The organism is Paracoccaceae bacterium (assembly GCA_019454225.1).
GTDB lineage: Bacteria > Pseudomonadota > Alphaproteobacteria > Rhodobacterales > Rhodobacteraceae.
Map to the genome: position 1 here is coordinate 2,882,741 of CP075370.1, position 19,266 is coordinate 2,902,006.

General features: G+C 68.7%; 19 protein-coding genes. 4 read left to right on the forward strand and 15 right to left on the reverse strand.

The window, feature by feature from the left end; all coding sequences use genetic code 11:
• The first annotated feature begins 236 nt into the window (after positions 1 to 236).
• The 3 genes from KF887_13620 to KF887_13630 are packed head-to-tail and all read left to right on the forward strand — an operon-like array spanning position 237 to position 3,570.
• Positions 237 to 1,265: a substrate-binding domain-containing protein gene (locus KF887_13620; GenBank protein ID QYK40453.1), complete on the forward strand. Its 1,029-nt coding sequence runs from the start codon at positions 237 to 239 to the stop codon at positions 1,263 to 1,265.
• Between the two features lie 8 nt (positions 1,266 to 1,273).
• Positions 1,274 to 2,596, forward strand: coding sequence for a beta-glucosidase (locus KF887_13625; protein QYK40454.1), 1,323 nt, complete (start codon positions 1,274 to 1,276; stop codon positions 2,594 to 2,596).
• 17 nt (positions 2,597 to 2,613) lie between these two features.
• Positions 2,614 to 3,570, forward strand: coding sequence for a glucokinase (locus KF887_13630; GenBank protein ID QYK40455.1), 957 nt, complete (start codon positions 2,614 to 2,616; stop codon positions 3,568 to 3,570).
• A gap of 177 nt (positions 3,571 to 3,747) precedes the next feature.
• Here KF887_13630 and KF887_13635 read toward each other — a convergent pair whose 3' ends face one another.
• The 8 genes from KF887_13635 to KF887_13670 all read right to left on the reverse strand — a co-directional run bounded on the left by KF887_13635 (position 3,748) and on the right by KF887_13670 (position 11,225).
• Positions 3,748 to 4,551 carry a creatininase family protein gene (locus KF887_13635; GenBank protein QYK40456.1) on the reverse strand — a complete coding sequence of 268 codons (804 nt, stop codon included), beginning with the start codon at positions 4,549 to 4,551 and terminating at the stop codon, positions 3,748 to 3,750.
• Positions 4,548 to 5,174 (reverse strand): NAD(P)H-dependent oxidoreductase, encoded by a 627-nt coding sequence (locus tag KF887_13640; GenBank protein QYK40457.1) that lies wholly within the window; start codon positions 5,172 to 5,174, stop codon positions 4,548 to 4,550. Before KF887_13640 ends, KF887_13635 begins: the two co-directional genes overlap by 4 nt.
• Positions 5,174 to 5,755, reverse strand: coding sequence for an NAD(P)H-dependent oxidoreductase (locus KF887_13645; protein QYK40458.1), 582 nt, complete (start codon positions 5,753 to 5,755; stop codon positions 5,174 to 5,176). The genes KF887_13640 and KF887_13645 overlap by 1 nt, the downstream gene beginning before the upstream one ends.
• Before the next feature lie 145 nt (positions 5,756 to 5,900).
• The gene (locus KF887_13650; protein ID QYK40459.1) at positions 5,901 to 7,298 is read right to left on the reverse strand and encodes an FAD-binding oxidoreductase; all 1,398 of its coding nucleotides are present in this window, start codon (positions 7,296 to 7,298) and stop codon (positions 5,901 to 5,903) included.
• A gap of 2 nt (positions 7,299 to 7,300) precedes the next feature.
• Positions 7,301 to 8,563, reverse strand: a complete 1,263-nt coding sequence (locus tag KF887_13655) for a cytosine deaminase (GenBank protein QYK40460.1) — start codon at positions 8,561 to 8,563, stop codon at positions 7,301 to 7,303.
• Positions 8,560 to 9,399, reverse strand: coding sequence for an ABC transporter permease (locus tag KF887_13660; GenBank protein QYK40461.1), 840 nt, complete (start codon positions 9,397 to 9,399; stop codon positions 8,560 to 8,562). Before KF887_13660 ends, KF887_13655 begins: the two co-directional genes overlap by 4 nt.
• Positions 9,396 to 10,130, reverse strand: coding sequence for an ABC transporter ATP-binding protein (locus tag KF887_13665; GenBank protein QYK43578.1), 735 nt, complete (start codon positions 10,128 to 10,130; stop codon positions 9,396 to 9,398). Before KF887_13665 ends, KF887_13660 begins: the two co-directional genes overlap by 4 nt.
• A gap of 93 nt (positions 10,131 to 10,223) precedes the next feature.
• Entirely contained in the window at positions 10,224 to 11,225 is a 1,002-nt protein-coding gene (locus tag KF887_13670) for an ABC transporter substrate-binding protein (GenBank protein ID QYK40462.1), read from the reverse strand.
• Positions 11,226 to 11,389: 164 nt separating this feature from the next.
• On the opposite strand from KF887_13670, the gene KF887_13675 reads away from it, so the two are divergent.
• Complete coding sequence (locus KF887_13675; protein QYK40463.1) at positions 11,390 to 11,797, forward strand: RidA family protein; 408 nt, start codon at positions 11,390 to 11,392, stop codon at positions 11,795 to 11,797.
• A gap of 150 nt (positions 11,798 to 11,947) precedes the next feature.
• Here KF887_13675 and KF887_13680 read toward each other — a convergent pair whose 3' ends face one another.
• Genes KF887_13680 through KF887_13710 form a run of 7 tightly spaced genes read right to left on the reverse strand, consistent with a single transcriptional unit; the run spans position 11,948 to position 19,250 of the window.
• Entirely contained in the window at positions 11,948 to 12,811 is an 864-nt protein-coding gene (locus KF887_13680) for an intradiol ring-cleavage dioxygenase (GenBank protein ID QYK40464.1), read from the reverse strand.
• A gap of 2 nt (positions 12,812 to 12,813) precedes the next feature.
• Positions 12,814 to 14,577 (reverse strand): FAD-dependent monooxygenase, encoded by a 1,764-nt coding sequence (locus KF887_13685; GenBank protein QYK40465.1) that lies wholly within the window; start codon positions 14,575 to 14,577, stop codon positions 12,814 to 12,816.
• On the reverse strand, positions 14,574 to 15,641 hold the full coding sequence (locus KF887_13690) for a branched-chain amino acid ABC transporter permease (protein ID QYK40466.1): 1,068 nt from the start codon (positions 15,639 to 15,641) through the stop codon (positions 14,574 to 14,576). Before KF887_13690 ends, KF887_13685 begins: the two co-directional genes overlap by 4 nt.
• The gene (locus tag KF887_13695; protein ID QYK40467.1) at positions 15,641 to 16,504 is read right to left on the reverse strand and encodes a branched-chain amino acid ABC transporter permease; all 864 of its coding nucleotides are present in this window, start codon (positions 16,502 to 16,504) and stop codon (positions 15,641 to 15,643) included. Before KF887_13695 ends, KF887_13690 begins: the two co-directional genes overlap by 1 nt.
• Positions 16,501 to 17,208, reverse strand: a complete 708-nt coding sequence (locus KF887_13700) for an ABC transporter ATP-binding protein (GenBank protein ID QYK40468.1) — start codon at positions 17,206 to 17,208, stop codon at positions 16,501 to 16,503. Before KF887_13700 ends, KF887_13695 begins: the two co-directional genes overlap by 4 nt.
• Positions 17,205 to 17,927: an ABC transporter ATP-binding protein gene (locus tag KF887_13705; GenBank protein QYK40469.1), complete on the reverse strand. Its 723-nt coding sequence runs from the start codon at positions 17,925 to 17,927 to the stop codon at positions 17,205 to 17,207. The genes KF887_13700 and KF887_13705 overlap by 4 nt, the downstream gene beginning before the upstream one ends.
• A 51-nt stretch (positions 17,928 to 17,978) precedes the next feature.
• Positions 17,979 to 19,250, reverse strand: coding sequence for an ABC transporter substrate-binding protein (locus KF887_13710; GenBank protein ID QYK40470.1), 1,272 nt, complete (start codon positions 19,248 to 19,250; stop codon positions 17,979 to 17,981).
• Between the last annotated feature and the right edge of the window lie 16 nt (positions 19,251 to 19,266).

The following is a 19,266-nucleotide window of genomic DNA, read 5'->3' on the forward strand; positions in this document are numbered from 1 at the left end:
GAATCAAGGTCAAACCGCTTTGGATACGCCACAGTTGCCGATGACCCGCCTCAAGTCAATCGTCACGCGGTCGGCGGGGTCTCCGAAAACCGTTATTCTGCAAGTGCGAACACGCCGGGGCGGGGTCACTTTTCGGCATGCGGTCGGCGGCTTTCGCTTTGACGGCACGCGGTTGCGATGATTAGACTTCGCCACGCCTCAAATCGCTTTGAACCCAGAATGCCCGGCCGCCCCGCATGAACCTCAAGGAACTCGCCGAAAAGCTCGGGCTGTCTCCGACCACCGTCAGCCGCGCGCTGAACGGATATCCCGAGGTGAACGAGGCCACGCGCGAGCGGGTGCTGGCCGCCGCGCGGCGGCACAACTACCGCCCGAACACCCGCGCGATCCGGCTGGCCACCGGCCGCTCGATGGCGATCGGCCATGTGATCCCGCTGGCGACCCGGCACGAGGTGGTGAACCCGATCTTTGCCGATTTCATCGCCGGCGCGGGCGAGGTCTATTCGCGCTCCGGCTATGACATGCTGCTGTCGGTCGTCGCCGACGAGGCCGAGGAAACCACCTACCGCGAACTCAGCGCACGCGGCGCCGTCGACGGGCTGATCGTCCATGCCCCGCGCCTTGACGATCCGCGCATCCCGCTGCTGACCGAGATCGGCACGCCCTTCGTCATCCACGGCCGCGCCACCGGCTCGGCCCTGCCCTATGCTTGGGTCGATGTGAACAACCGCCGCGCCTTCCGCCGCGCCACCGACTTCCTGCTCGACCTCGGACACCGCCGCATCGCCCTGATCAACGGGCTCGAGTTCATGGATTTCGCCGTCCGCCGCAAGGGCGGCTACGAAGAGGCGCTGGCCGCGCGCGGCATCGCGCCCGACCCCGCGCTGATGTTCTCCGACCAGATGACCGAGGTGCGCGGCCACCAGGCCGCGACGCGCATGCTCGACGCGCCGGACCCGCCCACCGCCTTTCTCGCCGCCTCGATCCTGTCGGGCATGGGCGTGCGCCGCGCAGTCGAGGAACGCGGCCTGCGCCTTGGCCGCGACGTCTCGGTCATCATCCATGACGACGACCTGTCCTATCTGCGCAACGGCGACGACCTGCCGATCTACACCGCCACCCGCTCCTCGGTGCGCGAGGCCGGGCGCCGCGCCGCCGAGATGCTGCTGGCGATGATCGCCGGCGAGGCGACCGCCGCGCGCCAGATCCTGCTCGAGGCCGAACTCATCATCGGTCAGTCCACCGGCCCCGCGCCCAGACCCTAGGATTTCCCATGCTGCCGACCCGAGCAGACTTTCCCCCGGGCTTCCTGTTCGGAACCGCCACCTCGGCCTATCAGATCGAGGGCCACGCCCAGGGCGGCGCGGGCCGCACCCACTGGGACGATTTCGCCGCCACCCCGGGCAACGTGGTGCGCGCCGAGAACGGCGACCGCGCCTGCGACCACCTGCACCGCTGGCCCGAGGATCTCGACCTGATCGCGGCGGCGAATCTCGATGTCTACCGCTTCTCGGCCTCCTGGGCCCGGGTGATCCCCGAGGGCCGGGGCCAGGTGAACGCGCAGGGTCTCGATTTCTACGACCGTCTGGTCGACGGGATGCTGGCGCGCGGCATCCGGCCCGCCCTGACGCTCTACCACTGGGAACTGCCCTCGGCGCTTGCCGACCAGGGCGGCTGGCGCAACCGCGACATCGCCGGATGGTTCGCCGAATACGCCACCGTCCTGACCCGCCGCATCGGCGACCGCCTCTGGTCGGCCGCCCCCGTCAACGAACCCTGGTGCGTCGCCTGGCTCTCGCATTTCATGGGCCTGCACGCCCCGGGCCTGCGCGACATCCGTGCCGCCACCCGCGCCATGCACCATGTGGGCCTGGCCCACGGCCGGGCGATCCAGGCGATGCGCGCCGAAGGCCTGGGCAACCTCGGCGCGGTCTGCAACATGGAATACAGCCAGCCCGCCGACGACACGCCCGGGGCTGCCGCCGCCGCCCGGCTCTATGACGGCATCTACAACCGCTGGTTCCTCGGCGGCATGTGCAACGGCGCCTATCCGCAGGACGTGCTCGACCATCTGGCGCCCCACATGCCGCAGGGCTGGCAGGACGACATGGCCACCGTCGCCGCCCCGATCGACTGGGTCGGCATCAACTATTACACGCGCAAGCTGATCGCGCCCGCGCCCGGCCCCTTCCCCGCCCTGCAAGAGGTCGACGGCCCGCTGCCGAAAACCCAGATGGGCTGGGAAATCTATCCCGACGGCCTCGAATTCTTCCTGCGCCGCACCCATGCCGACTATGCGCGCGGCCTGCCGCTCTATGTCACCGAGAACGGCATGGCGAACCCGGACACCCTGTCCCGGAACCGTATCGAGGATGACGCCCGCATCGCCTATGTCGGCGACCACCTTGCCGCCGTGCGGCGCGCCATCGCGGCGGGCGTGCCGGTGCAGGGCTATTTCCTGTGGTCGCTGCTCGACAACTACGAATGGTCGCTGGGCTATGAAAAGCGCTTCGGCCTCGTGCATGTGGATTTCGACAGCTTGCAGCGCCGGCCGAAGGCGTCCTATCACGCGCTGGCGCGCGCACTCGCCCGCTGACACTCCCGGAGGCCCAGATGACCGCTGCCCTGTCCCTCGTGGCCGATATCGGCGGCACCAACACCCGCGTGGCCCTGGCCAGCGGCACGGCGGTCGCCACCGATAGCATCCGCCGCTTCCGCAATGCCGATTATCCGGGGCTGGCCACGGTGCTGGGCGAATACCTGCGCGACGCGGGCACCCCGGCGGTGACGGGGGCCTGCGTCTGCGCCGCCGGGCCGGTCAAGGATGGCGTGGCGACGCTGACCAATCTCGACTGGACGATCGACCACGACACGCTGATCCGCGCCACCGGGACAACCCGGGTGGCGATCCTGAACGACCTTCAGGCGCCGGGCCATGCGCTCGGCCATGTCGCGGCCGACAAGCTGCGCCCGGTCATCGACGGCCCCGAGGAACCCGGCGGCGCCATGCTGGTGGTCAACGTGGGCACCGGGTTCAACGCCGCCCCGGTGCTCGAAACCCCCTTCGGCCGGGTGGTCGCGGCCTCGGAATGCGGCCATGTCAACATGCCCGTGCGCACCGAGGCCGACCTGCGGCTGGCGCGTTTCGTCGAAACCGCCCACGGCTTTCCGGGGGTCGAGGATGTGCTGTCGGGGCGCGGTCTCGAACGCCTCTGGTCCTTCGTCTGCGCCGAGGCGGGAACCCCGGACGAGGCGCGCGCCGCCGAGATCATGGCGGCCATCGACGCGGGCACCGACCCGCGCGCCACCGATACCGCCCGGCTGTTCGCCCGGCTTCTGGGCGCCGAAACCGGCAACCTCGCGCTGATCCACCTGCCCTTCGGCGGCATCTGCCTGGTGGGCGGCGTGGCCCGCGCCTTCGCCGCGCATCTGGGCCCGATGGGCTTTGCCGAGGCGTTCCGCGACAAGGGGCGCTTCGCGGGCTTCATGGGCAATTTCGCCGTCCGCCTGCTGGAAGACGATTACGCCCCCCTTACCGGCTGCGCGGTCTATCTCTCGCGCATGGCGTGACGCGGCCCCGCCCGGTCCGTGATCCGGCCTGCCCCTCGCGACAGGCGGGGGCCAGCCGCGCGGTGCGGCGGCCGCATGTCTTGACAAACCGTTAAGACGAAAGAGCAAGCCCTTGATATCGCTGACCCCCGCAAGGCGTCCCACCGTGGGACGCCCCCCGGGGGCGACGCACGGGGTTCAGGGGAACGCCCCGCCCTGCCCCGGCACCGGCGCGAACCCCTCCAGCCCGTGCCCCGCCACCTGCCGGGCCAGCGCGATGAACCCCGCCACCTGATGCGCCGCCGTCGCCGCCCCCTTCTCCGGGGTCGCCAGATGCGCCTCGCCCACCGCGCCCGCAGGGTTCAGGTCCGACGCGATCCAGCCGAAGGCGATCCCCCCCACCGGCGGGATCGCCGCCCCCTCCGCCCGGCTCGGCAGGTCGCCGCAGGCCGCCCGGTCAACCAGCCCCGGCCGGAAATGCAGCATCAGACTGGTCTCGTAATCCCCGCCATGGATGCCGAAGGCCAGCTCGCGCGGTGAATAGGCCCCCTCGGGCACCCCGAACGATCCCCACTGGCAGCGCACCGCCAGCATCCCCGCCCGCACCCGCAACTCGCGCGACAGGATCGACATGAGGTCCAGATTGCCGCCGTGGCTGTTGACCAGGATCACCTTGCGCACCCCCGCGCGCGCCACCGCCAGCCCGATCTCCACCCAGGCCCGCAGCGCCGTCTCGGCCGTCAGCGTCAGCGTGCCCGGCGCCCAGGAATGCTCGTTCGACTTGCCCACCTGCTGCACCGGCAGCAGGATCAGCGACAGATCCGCCGGACAGTCGGCCCGCAGCCGCTCCAGCATCCCCGCCATGATCAGGCTGTCCGTGCCGGTGGGCAGGTGCGGCCCGTGCTGCTCGGTCGCAGCCAGCGGCAGCACCGCGATGTCGCGCATCGGATCCAGCGCGGCGAACTCCGGCGCCCGCAGGTCGCCCCAGTCGCGGCAGGTCATGCCGTCGCCTCGCGCCGCGCCGCCTGGCGCCCGATCAGCCGCTCCATGCGCGCCGCCACCTTGGCCAGATGCCGCGCCCGGCTCTCCGGCGTCGAGCTGTCCATCAGGTAATGCGCCGCAAACACCTGCCGCCGTCGCGCCGCGCAGAGAAAGCCCACCCCGCGCGTCAGCGTCCGCCGCCCCGGCGCGCCGACCAGCGTGGTCAGCCACCACGACGCGCCGCAGGTCGTGAACACCCCCAGCCGCGTGACATGGCCGAGGCCCGGCCGGATCACCCGGCTGGTGTCGTCCGGCATCAGGAACGCCACATCCGGCAGCAGCACGCGGTCAAGCCAGCCCTTCAGCATCGCGGGCAGCCCGTACCACCAGGTCGGGTAGACAAAGACCAGCGTGTCGCACCACCGCAGATCCTCGACATCCCGCGCCACCCCGGCGGTGTTCGACGGCACGTCCAGATAGCCCGTCCACTCCGGCGCGGTCAGCACCGGCTGGAACCCCCGCCCGTACAGGTCGGCCAGCCGCACCTCGGCACCGGCCGCCGCCAGCCGCTCCAGCACCACATCCCGCACCGCGGCGGTAAAGCTGTCTTCCCTCGGGTGGCAGTACACCACAAGCGCCCGCATCAGAACCGCTCCATCTCGGCCCGGACCCGGGCCAGAAACGCCGCCCGGTCGCCATCGCTGGCCCTGTTCATGTCATAGAGCGCAAGATATCGCATCCTGTCCGGCCTGCACACATGCCAGATCGCGCGGCGGACGACATGCCGCGGCGGATCGCCCGCCAGGAACGCCCGCATCCGCGTGCCGCCATAGGTGGTCACCGCGGCGAGCTTCCGCACATGGGTCAGGTTCGGCAGCACCCGGCCCTCCTCCAGCCGGAAACTGACGCCGGGCAGGAACACCCGGTCGAAGAATCCCTTGAGGATCGCCGGAAACCCGAAGTTCCACACCGGAAACACCAGGATGACGGCATCGGCCGCGCGCAGGCGCGCCACATAGTCCGCCACCGGCGCTTCGTTCGTCCCCGTGTCGTGATACCCGCGCCGCTCGGCCCCGGTCAGCACGGGCTGGAACCCCTCGGCATAGAGATCGCAGTCGTCCACCTCCCAGCCGCGCCCGCGCAGCACCTCGACCACCGCGCCATGCAGGGCCTGGCTGAAGCTTTCGGCGCAGGGGTGTGCGGCAAGCACCAGCGCCCGGGTCATGGCACCGCGCCCGCGGCGGGTTCGGCTGGGTATCCTTGCGAAGACGGGAACCCGGCGCGTTCTCTTCTTCGTGCGAAATACCCTCGGGGGGTGAATGCGGCGCAAGCCGCAGAGGGGGGCAGACAGCCCCCCTGCCCTGCCCGCCTCATGGCGCGGCCCTCAGGCCCCGATAGGCATAGACCCCGCGATAGTCGAACCCCGGGTCGTCCCAGGCGATCATCTTGCCGGGGTTCAGCAGGCCCTTCGGGTCAGCCTCGCGCTTGAACGCCAGTTGCCGGTCGTCCACCGTCTGCCGCCCGCCCTCTTCCAGCGTGTAGCGATGCGGGTTGAACACCATCGCGCCCATCGCCTCGTGCATCCGGATGATCTCGTCCAGCCGCGCCTCGGTGGTGAAGCGCACCAGCGACAGGCCCGCGAACATGCTGCGGCCGTTCTCCTTCATCACCTCCAGGTGCTGCATCACCTCGCCACCCGGAAAGGCCGCGCGGATCTCCTCGACCTTTGCCACATGGTCGGGCGCGGCATAGCGCACCTGCAGGTAGGTGATCGACGGGTCCACCTTGAGCGCGCGCAGCGTCGTGTGGTTCCAGCCGTATTCGAACACCGGGCCCGGTTCGCGGTCCCAGTCGGGGCGGTCCGACCGCCAGATCAGCCGGGCGCCCGGCCGGCGCGCCAGAAAGGTCAGGAACCCGTCCATCGCATGCGGCGCGATCATCAGCCCCAGAACCGCCTCGCCCGGCCGCACATGCGGCGCGACCCGCTGGAAATAGGCCTGCGCGATCGGCGCCTCGTAGACCGAGACCAGTTTCTTCAGGATGCCGTCCTCGTTCGCCAGGTCATTCGCCAGGTCCGCCGCCATCGGGAAATCGGGCGTCGTCACGAAGATCTCGACCCAGTCATAGGCGGGGGCCAGCGGCATCTCGATCTCGGTGATGATGCCGTTGGTGCCATAGGCATGGCTGACGCGGTGCAGTTCCTCGCCGGTGAATTCCAGGATGCGCGGCTCGGCCTCCATCGTCACGACCCGCAGGCGGATGATGTTGCCCAGGTCCCGCAGCGCCCCCCATGTGCAGGACCCGACCCCCCCCGAGCCGCCCGCGATGAAGCCGCCGATCGTGGCGGTGGCCCAGGTGGAGCTGAACATCCGGATTTCCTGCCCCGATCGGGCCCGGCAGGCCGCATCCAGATCCTTCAGCAGGCAGCCCGGCTCCACCACCACCCGCCCGGGGTGGATCGCGCGCACCGCGTTCATGTGCTTCAGGTGCAGCACGCATCCCCCGGCCAGCGGCATCGCCTGGCCATAGTTGCCGGTTCCGGTGCCCCGCGTCGTCACCGGCACGTCCTGCGCATGGCAGGCGCGAAGCACCTCGATCACCTCGGCCTCGGTGCGGGGCGCCACCACGAAATCGGCCGTCACATGGTCCAGCCGCGCCTTGAGGACGGGCGAGTACCAGAAGAAATCGCGGCTCTTGGCCCTTACCGAAACCGGATTCTCGTCGATCTCCAGATGCCGCAGGGCGGCCTTCGCGGCGTCAATGTTCATGGTCAGCCCATCAGATGGTCAAGTTCGGCATAGTCGGGCAGCGTCGTGTCGATGGCCTGGCCGCCCCGGATCACCACGCGATCGGCCTGCGGGCGCGACAGCAGTTCCGTCCACGACCGCGCCCGGAAGATCACCAGATCGGCGGGCGCCCCGGGCGCCAGCGACGGCGCGGCAAGGTCGCAGGCCCGCGCAGGATTGCCCAGCACCGCCTGCACCCAGTCGGGACGCGCATGGTCCAGATGGCCGATCCGCACCGCCTGCCGCAGGACTTCCAGCATGTCCATGTCGCCATAGGCGTAGAACGGATCGCGCGTGTTGTCCGAGGCAAAGCTGACGTTGATGCCGCGCGCCGCCATCTCGTGGACCAGCGTGATGCCCCGCATCCGCGGAGTGCGTCCGGCGTGGCGGTCCTGCAGGTAGAGGTTGCACATCGGCAGGCTCACCACGTTCAGCCCGGCCCGCGCCACGAGATCGAGCGTCTCCATCGCCTCGGCCTCGGCCATCGCGCTGACCGAACAGCAGTGCCCCACCACGACCGGCGCCGCGAACCCGGTGGCCAGCACCGCCTCGGCGATCATCCGCAGCGTGTTCGACGCGGTGTCCAGCGTCTCGTCCACATGGAAATCCACCGGAAGGCCCAGGTCGGCGGCCATCGCCAGGAATGCCAGGATACGGTCGCGGATGTCGGGCAGCGGATAGGTCACCATCCCCAGCACCCCGCCGCATTCCGCGACGATCCGCGCCGTCCTGCGGAACGGACCGTCGGTCGAAAACCCCTCGGCACCGATCAGGCAGGCCGCCTGCAACGCGATCCGGCCCGCCCATTCCGCGCGTTTCTCGACGAAGACGGGAAAGGAAATCGAATCCTGCGGCGGAATGCTGTCCAGATGGGTGCGGATCGCGCGGGTGCCATGGGCATGGGCACAGCGCAGGCTGAATTCCATCCGCGCCGCCACATCGGCTGCCGTCCAGCGGGCGGCGCGGTCGGCCTGCACGGTGGTCAGCGCGCCCATGAAGCTGCCGTCGGGATTGGGGCTGCGCGGCCAGATATGGCCCTTGTCCAGATGCGTGTGCATGTCGACGAAGGCGGGCAGCACCATGGCCCCCCGCAGATCCAGTTCCGGCGCCGGCGCATCGGAAAACCGCCCGTCCGCGATGGTGAAGGCATGGCGCAGCAGGTCGCCCCCCTGCCCCAGCAGGCAGGCGGGCACCGTGGCATTCACCAGCCGCAGCGGGCCCGGCGGAAGGGTCAGGAAACCGCTCATGTCTCTCGCTTCAATGCGCTTTCGTGCCACTTGCGCAGCAGCATGTGCGACAGGAACGACAGGCCGGCAAAGATCACCACCCCCGTCGCCGCGATCAGCAGCAGCGCCGCGAACATCCGCGGGATGTTCAGCCGGTATCCCGCCTCGAGGATGCGGAACGCCAGCCCCGACCCGATGCCGCCTGTCCCCGCCACATATTCCGCCACCACCGCCCCGATCAGCGCCAGCCCCCCGGCGATGCGCAGCCCCCCCAGGAAATAGGGCAAGGCCGAGGGCAATTGCAGAAGGCGCAGCCGCTGCCACCGCGTCGCGCGATAGATCGTCATCAGGTCGCGCAGGTTGTGGTCGGCCGACTTCAGGCCCAGCGTCGTGTTGGCCAGGATCGGAAAGAACGCCACGATCCAGGCACAGAGCAGCAATCCCGCCAGCCGGTTGTCGACATAGATGAAGATCAGCGGCGCGATGCTGACCACCGGCGTGACCTGCAGGATCACCGCATAGGGATAGAACGACATCTCGGCCCAGCGGCTCTGCGTGAACAGGATGGCCAGGCCCACGCCCCCCACCACCGCCACCGCCAGCGCCATCAGCGTGATCTGCACCGTCACCAGCAGCGCGTCGAACAGGATCGCCCAGTCCTTGACCAGCGTCTCCAGAACCAGCCCCGGCCCGGGCAGGATGTAATGCGGGATCTGGTTCCACACCACCACGCGGTCCCACAGCCACAGGCCCAGCCCCAGCACCACCACCGGCAGCACCCATTTGGCGATGTTCTCCACCCGCCGCGCCCGCTGGCGCCGCGCCTCGTCGGCGTCGATCTCGGTCCGCGTGCTCACGCTGCCTCCATCGCGCCGTGCAGCACCTTCGACACCTCCAGCGCATGGGCCGCATAGCGGGCCGAGGTCCGCCAGGCCAGGTCGCGCGGATAGGGCGCATCCACCGCCACCTCCTGCACCACCCGGCCGGGGCGCGGCGCCATGATCACGATGCGGTCCGACAGGAACACGCTTTCGAACACCGAATGCGTGACAAAGATCACCGTGCAGCCGATCCGCGCCTTCAGCGCCAGCAGATCGTCGTTCAGCTTCTGCCGGGTGATCTCGTCCAGCGCCGCAAAGGGCTCGTCCATCAGGATCAGGCGGGGGTTCGTCACCAGCGCCCGCGCAATCGACACCCGCATCTTCATGCCGCCCGACAGTTCGCGCGGATAGGCGTTCAGGAACGACTCCAGCCCCACCAGCCGCAGCGCCTCCAGCACCTCGTCGCGCACCGAGGAATAGCTCTTGCCGCGCAGCCGGAAGGGCAGCCAGACGTTCTGCGCCACCGTGGCCCAGGGCATCAGCGTGGGTTCCTGGAACACCACGCCCAGGTCACCCGCCGCCATTCCGCCTTCCCAGGCGATGCGCCCGGCCGTGGGGGGCATCAGCCCTGCGATCAGCCGCAGCGCGGTCGACTTGCCGCAGCCCGACGGCCCCAGCAGCGAGATGAAATCGCCCTCGCCCACGGTCAGCCGCATCCGGCTCAGCGCCTGCACGCCGCCCGCAAATGTCTTGTCCACGTCCTGCATGGTCAGGACGCGGGGGCGCTGGCCCGGCGGAAGCGTGGGGCGAAACTCGGCCATCGGCGGTTCCGGGGGCCCGGCCGGGCCCCCGGGGGTGCCCTACTTCTTCAGGTCCATGCCGACGCCGTTCCCGGCAAAGGTGAAGTCGATGGCGCTGGCCCAGTCCAGATCGGCGGCCACGACGCCCGCCGCCACCATCTTGTCGTAGAAGTCCTTCACCTTCTCCTCGGTCATCACGCCAATGCCCTTTTCCAGCGCGTCGCCGGAATCGACGATGCCCGCCTCCTTCATCTTCGCGATGGCATAGGCGATGGCCTCATCCGACATGTCGGGATTGTCTTTCTTGATCAGGTCGTTGGCCGCCGTGTTGTCACCGTAGAGATAGTTGTACCAGCCCTTGATCGACCCTTCGACAAAGCACTTCACCTGCTCGGGCTTCTCGGCCACCGTCGGGCCCATCGTCTCGATGATCGTCGAATAGGTCGAATAGCCCGCATCCGCGATCAGCCAGACATCGGGTTCGAACCCGCCCTCCTTCGCCACGTAATAGGGTTCCGACGACAGATAGCCCTGCATCGCGCTGTCCTTGTCGGCGATGAAGGGCGCGGCGTTGAACGTGTAGGGAACGCGCTGTTCCGCCGTGAACCCGTAGGCGTTGATCATCCACTGGTAGAAACTGGCAAAGCCCGCATCCCCGATGAACACGCGCGGCAGGGTCTTGATCTCGTCAAAACTCGCCACCCGGCCCGGATGCGTCACGATCACCTGAGGCTCCTTCTGGAACGAGGCGCCCACCGCGACGATCGGAATGCCCTCGGCCACCGCGCTGAACGTCTCCAGCAGGTTGCCGCCCATGTGATAGTCGACCTTGCCCGCGATCATCAGCGCGCGGTTGTTCACCTGCGGCCCGCCCGGCTGGATCGTCACGTCCAGACCGCAGGCGGCATAGGTGCCATCCGCGACCGACTGGTAGAACCCGCCATGCTCGGCCTGCGCGACCCAGTTGGACCCGAAGACCACCTTGGCGTTCTCGGCAAGGGCGGGTGTGGTGACAAGCGCGGCCAGCGATGCGGCGCCAAGGATGCGGGCTGTCCAGGCCATGGGGATACCTCCGGATGTGGCGTGATTCCTCTTGCCAAAAGCCTAGGGCGCCAGAGGATAAGTGCGAGGGGCGGCGGACCGCCCTGCCGGAAAAAGATGCGCAGGCCCGTGCCGGTGGCGGTTCGGGTTCGAAAATGCGCCCAAATATTGTGCAGGACAACACGATGACACACGAACCCGGGCCGCGCATGCTGTCCCCCGCCGCGATCAGCCCGCCCTTCGCGGCCTATGCCCACGGGGTCGAGGTGCCGCCCGGCGCGCGGCTGGTGGTGACATCGGGCCAACTGGCGCTTGCCCCCGACGGCACCGTGCCGGAGGGTGCCGAGGCGCAGGCGCGGCTCTGCCTGGCCAACTGCGCGGCGATCCTGGCCGAGGCCGGCATGGGCCCGGCCGATGTCATCCGGATCAACGCCTTCGTCACCGACCGCGCCCACATGGCGGGCTACATGGCCGCGCGCGACGCCTGGCTTGCCGGGGTGGCCCGCCTGCCGGCCTCGACCCTCGTCATCGTCTCCGGCTTCACCCGTCCCGCGTTCCTGGTCGAGGTCGAGGTGACGGCCGCGCGGGTCTGACGCCGGATCGCCGCGCGTTGCGTTAACCCCGCCCCCGGGGCGCGGCCTGTCGGGACGGATGCCATACGCGGAACCGACGCGGGCGGGACGGGAAACCGACGCGGAAAATCCAGCCCGTTCAGCCGTTAACCCCCCGATTCGGGCGCCGCCTCAGCCGCGCGACAGCACGAAGTCGAAATTGACGTCCCAGAACGGCCCGGGCATCCCCGCCGCCGCAATCGCCGCCGCATCCTCGACACGGCGGAACTCGGCCAGCAGGCTTTCCTTCACGCCGAAAACCGCATCCGAGGCGATATAGGGGTCGTCCGGATCGAAGATATGCGTAACCAGCGGGGAAAATCCTTCTGCCTCAATGATATAGTGCAGATGTGCAGGCCGCCACGGATGCCGCCCCAAGGCCCCCAGCAGCTTGCCCACCGGCCCGTCGTCGGGGATCGGATAGAATTTCGGCTTCACGCCCCTGAACCAGTAGGCCCCATCCGCCCCCGTCCGGAACACGCCGCGCAGGTTGAAGTCGGGCTGGATGCCCTTCTGCTGCACGTCATAGAACCCTTCGTCATTGGCCTGCCAGACGTCGATCCTGGCCCCGGCCACCGGATTGCCCCGGGTATCCAGAATCCGCCCCGATACCCGCATCGGCTCACCCTTGCCGTCCTTGCAAATATCTGATCCCATTGGCAATTCCGGAGCATCCGCGACGTGGAACGGGCCCAGCACGGTGGATTCCGACGCCCCCGAAGGCTTGCGGTTGTTGATCGCATCGACCAGCATCGACACCCCCAGCACATCCGACAGCAGGATGAACTCCTGCCGCCAGTCGCTGCACATGTGCCCGGTCTCGGTCAGGAACAGGATGGCGCGCATCCATTCGTCCTGCGTCGGCTCGATCTCCTTCACCGCCTCGTGCAGCTTGCGGGTGACGACCTCCATGATCGCCTGCAACCGGGGGTCGGCGGCGGCATTGCGGGCGGTGACGACGGCGGCGCTGTTCTGTTCTGTGAAATAGGCGGTCATGATTATGCCTGTTTTCCAAGGATTTGCGTAAGAACCCGCGCCAGATCGGCGGCCGGGTCGGCCGTCAGGCCCGGCGCGCGCCAGGCGACATGCTGGTCGGGCCGCACCAGCAGGCAGCCCGCATCGGCGATCTCGCGTGCCCGTGCCCAGTCGCCGGTGTGGTCCTCCCAGTCGCGGCGGGGCCCGATGACATGTACGGCAATCTCCATCCCGCGCCGCGCCCCCTCGGTGCGGGCGGCCTCGGCCCAGGGCTCGCCGCCGATGCCGGTGATCAGCGTGAACCGCCCCTTTCCGCACAGATCCAGCGTCGAATGCTGCCGCCCGGCGCGGTCGAACACCCAGACATGCGGGATCCGCGCGCCCGGCCAAGTGGTTGGCGCGTAATGCAATTCCGCGTCCCTCTCAAAACCCGGCTCGGGCTGGCCATCGGTCACCACCGCCTCCGACCTGTACCGCTGGTTCATCTCGACCCCGTGGCAGTCGAACTCGTAGGACTTGAAGGCGATGGCCTTGCGCAGCGCCTCGCGCTGCGTCGCGGCCGCCGGCGTCGCATCGCAGCGCGCCGCCATCGACCGCTGGATCTTGTCATGGTCGACCCCGCCATCCATGCCCAGGGCCTCGAAAATCGGGCCGAACTCGGCAATCGACCGGTTCGCCCGGGTCACGATCTGCCGCGCCACCGGCGCACGCTCGGCGGAGTAGCTGTCCAGCAGCCCAGGCGCCGCCTGCCCCTTCACCACTGCCGCCAGCTTCCACGCGAGGTTGAACCCGTCCTGGATCGAGGTGTTCGATCCCAGCCCGTTCGACGGCGGATGGCGGTGCGCCGCATCGCCCATGATGAACACGCGACCGTTCTGCATATGCGTGGCAAAACAGTTGTTTACGGTCCAGGTGTTGGCCGAGATCAGGTCGATCTCCAGTCCCGGGTCGCCCACCAGTTGCCGCGCCACCTGCGTGGCCATGGCGGCATCCACCACCGGCGCGGGCTGGTTGATGTCATAGCCCCAGACGATCAGCCATTCGTTCCAGGGCCGGACCATCCGCACCAGCCCCATGCCGATGCCGCCCACATCGGCCCCCGGCTGCATCACCCAGTAGAGCACGGACGGACGGTGCGCCACATAGCGCGACAGATCGGCGCGGAACAGGATGTTCATGCTGCCGCCGACACCCATCTTCCCCTCGAATGGCAAGCCGGCATGTTCGGCCACCAGCGAGTTGCCGCCATCCGCCCCCACCAGGTATTTCGTGCGCACCGTGAACTCGCGCCCCATCAGCCGGTCGCGGCAGGTCACTGTCACGCCATCCGCATCCTGTTGATGCGAAAGGTATTCCGTGCTCATCCGGCTTTGCGCGCCCCGTGAACAGGCGGTCTTGAACAGGATCGGCTCCATGAAGGTCTGCGGCAGGTCGTTCATGTGGCAGGGCGACGACATCAGGTGTTCGGCGCGCGACAGCGGGTGCTTGCCCCAGCTCTTCATCCGCCCGATTTCCTCGCCCGCCAGGCTTTCGCAGAACACGTTTTCGCCCATCAGGTCCTGTTCGGCGGCATGCATGTAGGCCTCGGCCTCGACCTCGGGGCCCAGGTCGCGCAGCACCTCCATCGTCCGCTGGTTGGTGATGTGGGCGCGCGGTGTGTTGGCCAGCCAGCGGTAGCGGTTGATCACCAGACAGTCGATGCCATAGCTGGCCAGCAGCGCCGCCGTGGCGCTGCCTGCGGGGCCGGTGCCCACGATCATCACATCGGTCCGGATATCGCCCATCATGTTGTCCTTTCCTGTTGGTCGGCCGCACCCGGCGCGGCCACCAGCCGCCGCCGCAGCGGGAAGAAATGCAGGCCGGTGCGCTCGGACAGCAGGCCCCACAGACCCCGCGGCGCAAACAGCATCACCGCGATGCCGATGCCGCCCAGGGCCATCAGATACCACGCCCCGTAGTCAGACAGCGTCTGGCGCAGGGCAAAGAACACAAGGATTCCAAGGATCGGCCCCTCGATCGTGCCAATGCCGCCGATCACCACGATGAAGATCACATAGGCCGTCCATTGCAGCACGCTGAAGGCGGCGTCGGGCGAGATCCGCGCCGTCTGCACGAAGATCAGCGCCCCGCACAGACCCGTGCCGAAGGCGGCGATCAGGAACACCTGCCATCGCAGGCGCCCTGCATCGACCCCCACAGACCGCGCCGCCTCGGCATTGTCGCGCACCGCGGCCAGCGCAAGCCCGGCGCGGCTGCGCATCAGCCACCAGATGCCGCCGATGGTGGCCACCGCCAGTGCCAGCGCCACCCAATAGGCCAGGATGTCGCGCGCGGCGGCGGCCCGCACGCCAAGAAGGTCGGCCACGAATTCGGTGCCCCACATCGCCGATGTCGCCTCGCGCGGCAGGCTTGTGCCGGTGCCGCCGCCCAAGGCCTTCCACTGCGCGACGATCAGGCGCGTGACCTCGGCCACCACCCATGTGCCGATGGCGAAATAGGCCCCCGCCAGCCGGAACGCGAAGAACGCGGTCGGCACCGCCAGCACCGCCGCCGCGACCCCGCCGAGCGCGATCGCGGCGATCGGGTCCCAGCCCCACAGGATCACGCCCGCGAACATCGCATAGGCGCCAAGCCCGACAAAGGCCTGCTGTCCCACCGAGACGAGGCCGCCATATCCCGCAAGCAGGTTCCACAGCTGCGCCAGGGTCAGCATGGTCAGGATGAAGAACAGGTCGAGGATCACCCCCCGCCCGACGAAGGCCGGCAGAACGAACCCCGCCACGACCAGTCCGGCCGCCGCGATCCCGGCCACAGCACCCGCCCGCGTCCGCGTTTCCACCCGGTATGCCATCAGTCCACCGCCCTCGGGAAAAGCCCGCGCGGCCGCAGGATCAGCACGGCCAGAAAGGCCAGATGGCCCGACAGGATCTGCCATTCGGGGTTCACCGCCGCGCCCATGGTCTGCGCCACCCCGATGATGATGCCACCCGCCAGCGTGCCCCACAGGCTGCCAAGGCCGCCGATGATCACCGCCTCGAAGGCATAGATCAGCCGGGCCGGGCCGATCGACGGATCGAAGTTCGCCCGCATTCCCAGATACATCGCGGCAATCGTGACCACCACCATGGCCAGCCCGGTCGCCTGTGCGAAGATCCGCGAGGGCCGGATGCCCATCAGGCCGGCCGTCACCGGATCGTCCGACACGGCCCGGAACGCCCGCCCGAGCGCGGTGCGATACAAGAGGGCATTCAGCGCCACGATCACCGCCACCGCCGACAGGAACGTCAGCAGCGGCGCCACCCCCACCGTGACCGGCCCCAGCGGCACCGAGGCCGTCTCCAGCATCCCGCCGGGAATCCGGCGGCTGTCGGCGCTGAACCCTTCCAGCAGCGCGTTCTGCAGCACGACCGACAGGCCGAAGGTGACCAGCAGGGGGGGCAGGATGTCCCGTCCCAGCGTGCGGTTCAGCACCACCCGCTGCAGCACCCAGCCAAGGCCGAACATCACGGGGGCGGCCACCAGCAGCGCGGCAAAGGGATGCAGCCCCAGCAGGCTGACCAGCACGAGCAACAGATAGGCCGCGCAGACGATCAGGTCGCCATGCGCCAGGTTGACCAGCCGCATGATCCCGAACACCAGGCTCAGCCCGGCTGCGAACAGCGCGTAAAGCCCCCCCAGAAGGATGCCCTGCACAAGGGTATCGAGCCAGATCATGCATGCGCCCCGAAATAGGCATCATGGATCGCGGCGCGGCTTGCACCCGCCGCAGCGCCGGTCAGCGTGACGCGGCCCTCCATCAGGCAATAGAACCGGTCGGCCACCGACAGCGCGCGGCCGATATCCTGTTCGACGATCATCACCGCCGTGCCCTCGGCACGGATCCGCGGCAGCGCGGCATAGATGTCGCGGATCACCACAGGGGCCAGGCCAAGGCTGATCTCGTCGCAAAGCAGGATCTCGGGGTTCGACATCAGCGCCCGCCCGATTGCCACCATCTGCTGCTGGCCGCCGGACAGGGCGGTGCCCGGCGAACGGCGGCGTTCCTGCAGGACCGGAAACAGATCGTAGACCGACGCCAGCGACCATGGCCCCTGGGCGGGGCGGTTCTGGCCGCCGATCAGCAGGTTCTCCTCGACCGTCAGCGAGGGGAACAGCCGCCGCCCCTCGGGAACCATGGCGATGCCGCGCTTCATCACCGCGTCCGAGGGCAACGCGCCGATCTCCTCGCCCCGGTGCAGCACCATGCCGGGCGCGTTCCGCAGGACGCCGGTGATCGACCGCATGAGCGTGGTCTTGCCCGCGCCGTTGGCACCGATCACCGCCACCGCCTCGCCTTCCTCGAGCATCATGTCCACGCCGAACAGCGCGCGGAAATCGCCGTATCCGGCCGTCAGCCCCCGGGTCTGCAAGAGCGTCATGCCTCGATCCCCAGATAGATGTCGCGCACCTCCTGGCTGGCCATGATCGCTGCAGGCTCGCCCACGCCGATGAGGCGGCCGAAATCCAGCACCGCCAGCCGCGTGACCACCGAGATCAGCGCATGCAGCACATGCTCGATCCAGATGATCGTGACACCCTGCGCATGCACCGCGCGGATCGTGTCAACCAGGGCCTTGCATTCGCCCTCGGTCAGGCCGCCCGCGATCTCGTCCAGCAGCAGCAGTTCCGGGCCCGTCGCCAATGCCCGCGCCAGTTCAAGGCGTTTCCGCTCCAGCAGGCTCAGCCCCCCGGCCGGGATGTTGGCGCGGCGCATGAGTTCCGTGGCCTCCAGGACGGCGACGCAATCATCCCTGACCGCCGCCTCGGACAGGCCCCTGCCGAAGGCGGCAGCGACGACCAGGTTCTCGAAGACCGTCAGGCCCTCGAACGGCTGCGGGATCTGGAACGACCGCCCCACCCCCATGCGCACCCGCGCCATGGCCGGGCGGCGCGTCACGTCCTGTCCGAGAAAGGCGATGCGTCCCGCATCGGGCAGGATGTTGCCGGTGATCAGGTTGAACAGGGTCGACTTGCCCGCGCCGTTCGGCCCGATGATGCCCAAAGCCTCGCCCCGCGCGACCGACAGGCTGACGCCATCGGTCACCTTCAGGGCGCCAAAGCTTTTCGATACGTCGCGCAGGGTCAGGATTTCGGTCATCGGGCCGTCCTTGGTGGCGCGCCCCGGCACCGTCGCCGGGGCGCGGATCGGTCACAGCGCTTCCATCACGCCGCCGGTGGGGATGTTCGGTGCGGTGGAATTGTCCACCACGACCAGATCGAAGGTCCCGTCGTCCTTGCGCCGCCACTGGCCGCCCACCAGCTGCGTCTTGGTCACGTTCTGCGCGGCAAAGGGCGGCAGCCCCGCGCCGTTCCAGGCGATGCGCCCGACCATCGTGTCCATCTCGGTCGCGGCAATCGCGGCGGCCACGGCCTCGGCGTCGGTCACGTCCGACACCCGGCCCATGACGTTGGCCGCAATCTCGAACAGCGAATGCACGAAGCCGATGGGCTGGGTCCAGGGCCGCCCGGTCTGGGCGGTGAAATCGGCGGCCAGATCGGCGCAGGACTGCCCGGTCAGCGATGACGCGAACGGATGCGAGGCCGACCACCAGACCTCGGACGACAGGTTGTGCCCCGCCGTCCCCAGCGTCTCCACCGACTGCGGGAACAGGATCGCCTTGGCCACCGTCAGCGCCTTGGGGCTGAACCCCTGCTGGATCGCCTGGTTGCGGAAGGTTGTGAAATCGGGCGGGATCACCACCCCGGTGACGATCTCGGCGTTCGCGGCCTTGAAGGCGTTGATCTGGGCGGTGAAATCGTCGGTCAAGTTCTGGAACCGGCCCGGATCGGTGGTGGTGTAGCCCGCCGCCGCGAAACCGGGTGCCACGCCCAGATTGGGGTCGCCCCAGGCGTTGCCATCGGCATCATTGGGGAACAGCCCGCCCACCTGCTTGTTGGTGTCAAGCTGGTTCCACATCGCGGTGAAGACCGCGATCACGTCCTCCAGACCCCAGAAATAGTGGAATGCGAAGTCAAACGGCTTCCACGATGCCGGGTCGCCCGGGTTGCCCTGCTGGCCGATGAACCAGGGTTGCCAGGGCGCCTTGGTCGACAGGACCGGCACGCCCTCGGCCTCGCAGGTCGTGGCGACCGGGTTTGTCGTCTCGGGCGTCGAGGCGACCAGCATCAGGTCGATCTCGTCGTTGATGATCAATTCCTTCGCCGCCTCCGCCGCGCGGTTAGGGCTGGACTGGCTGTCCTTGACGAAGACCTCGAAGTTGGCACCCGCCTGCGTGCCAAGGAAGGCGCGGATGTTGTAGTCGTCACTTTCGGCAAAGCCCGCCAGCGGACCGGTCTGGGGCGAGACATAGCCAAGCCGGATCTTCGCACCCTGCGCGATGGCAGGGGCGGCCAGGCCCGAGGCCGCAAGCGTCAGGCCGGTTGCGGTGGACGTGCGCAGGAACTTCCGTCTGGTAAGCATGGTATCCTCCCGTTTT